1 pseudogene is annotated in these 1,262 nt (G+C 76.4%); it reads left to right on the plus strand.

Features of this window, described 5'->3' with window-relative positions:
* Positions 1-1,229 (plus strand): annotated as a pseudogene (locus ACWGIG_RS38945) (hypothetical protein); the annotation flags it as partial.
* Positions 1,230-1,262 lie beyond the last annotated feature (33 nt).

Genomic DNA, 1,262 nt, shown 5'->3' on the forward strand with positions numbered 1-1,262 from the left:
GCCCCGGTCCGATCCCGCCGCCCGTACCGCCGGGCCCCGCCCGCCCGGAGGACCTGGTGCGGCACGTCGACGCGGTGTCCGCCCGGCTCGCCCGCCTGCCGGGACCCCTGGACGCCGACGACGCCTTCGAGGACACCCGCCGCCTCGCCGGCGCACTCGGACCGCCCGCCGGCGATCTCGCCGTCCGGCTGCGCCGCGGACTCGCCCAGACGGGCTCGCTCGGCCCCGACGAGAGCGCCGATTACCGGCGCAACCTGCGCGCCCTTTTCGATGCGACCGGCGTCCGCGACCCGGTGCGGCCCACCCCGGCGGAGCTGTACCGGGCCCTCCACCACGCGGGCCGGGAGGTCGCCGCACAGCTCGCCGCGGCCCTGCCCGCCGGCTCCGGCCGGACGGCCGTCTTCCTGGGCACCGACGGCGAGTTCCTCAAGCCCTGCCACGATCTGCTGGCGGGCACGACCGACGCCTCCCGGGTCTGCTACGTCAGCCGGCTCGCCCTGCTCGGCGACACCGAGCGCACCGTCCTCGCCCGTACCAGCCGGCAGGTCTTCGGGCCCGCCGAGGTCACCGCGCGCGGCGCCGCCGGGCGCCAGCGGGCCTGGATGGACAACGGCCTCGTCGCCTCCCAGCTGGCCCGGCTCATCACCGCCGCCCGCGAGGACGCGCACGCCGCGCCCGAAGGGCCGCCGTTCGAGGAGCTGTTCCTGCGCCGGTTCGCCGAGGAGGCCCGGTACGGCACCGACCAGGCGCGGCGGCTGCGACGGGGTGAACTCACCCTGTACGGAACGCCGTTGGCGCAGACCGACGCGGTGATCCGCCAGTCCATCACGACCGGCCTGTTCGACCGGGTGTGCCGGGACCTGGCCGGGCGGCTGCCGGTCACCGGACGGCCGCTGACCCTCGTGGACATCGGCGCCAACGGCACCCAGCCCGCACTGCTGATGGGCGCCGCCCGGCTCGCGGACGAGCACGCCGACGTCCGGGTCACCCTGTTCACCTCGCACCCCGGCCGGTGGGGCCGGCCCGGCGTGCTGTTCCGCACCGCGCCCGCGACCCGGCTGTTCGCGCTCGGCACGGAGAGCGTCAAGACCTTCGCGACGGACTACGGTGCGGTGGCGGGCGGCGGTACCCACACGGTGAAGGCGGTCGACCACGACCAGCAACTGCTCGCCCACTTCAAGCACTTGGCCTTCCATCGGGGGGCGTGGGAGGTGCGGGCCGCGCGATAGCGGTGCGCACGAAGGCGGGGCCCGGCGTATGTC

This window comes from Streptomyces sp. NPDC054863 (assembly GCF_053610825.1).